At 46.2% G+C, this 704-nt stretch carries 1 protein-coding gene; it reads right to left on the bottom strand.

Translation table 11 applies throughout. The features are described from left to right. Positions 1–8 precede the first annotated feature (8 nt). Positions 9–704 (bottom strand): IS30 family transposase (locus H9653_RS12390; protein WP_191692592.1); only part of this gene is annotated, 696 nt, incomplete at its 5' end.

The raw sequence follows: 704 nt of genomic DNA, 5'->3' as shown, positions 1-704 counted from the left end.
TCTTGGATTCAACATCGAAGTGCAACGCACCCGAAGCTAGATTTTACCTCAAGCGGTGTTCTAAACCCTAGCACCTTTCTAGGTCGATTATTTAAACTGTCTTCAATCGACTGAACTAAGTGCCTGCATAGGTTATCTAGACGCATCGACTTAGGTAGAAACTGACGAATTAAACCATTGGTATTCTCATTCGTTCCGCGCTCCCAAGAATGATAAGGCTGAGCGAAGTAAATATCAGCCTTTAACGCGGTTGCCATCGCTTCATGGTCAGCAAACTCTTTACCGTTGTCAAAGGTGATGCTTAACGCCTGCTCACCTTTTAGCATGTCAATACAAGCTTGTGTGACAGCTTTCGCCTTACGATTGGGTAGCGCTTTGATCTTAGTCTCTCGAGTTGTTCTATCTACTAAAGTAACCAGAACACCTTGATGTCCATGACCAACCACCGTATCCCCTTCATAATCGCCCATACGACTGCGTGTCTCAATGATGCTAGGACGCTCAGTGATATCACAGCGGTTCGCTATTTTCCCGCGCCTATCATTGCCGTGCAGATACCGTCTCTTATAACGCTTTTGACATCTGAGGGTGGTGTGTAGATCACCCCCTGCCTTTTTGTCAGTATAGATGTGTTGGTATATCGATTCATGGCTTGGGACATCTTGCCAACCCAGCATCCTCAGTCGCCCTGTTATCTGTTCAGG

The organism is Psychrobacter communis (assembly GCF_014836505.1).
Lineage (GTDB): Bacteria > Pseudomonadota > Gammaproteobacteria > Pseudomonadales > Moraxellaceae > Psychrobacter > Psychrobacter faecalis.
Note: the sequence above shows the minus strand (reverse complement) of the source record. Positions and strands in the feature narration are given on the sequence as shown.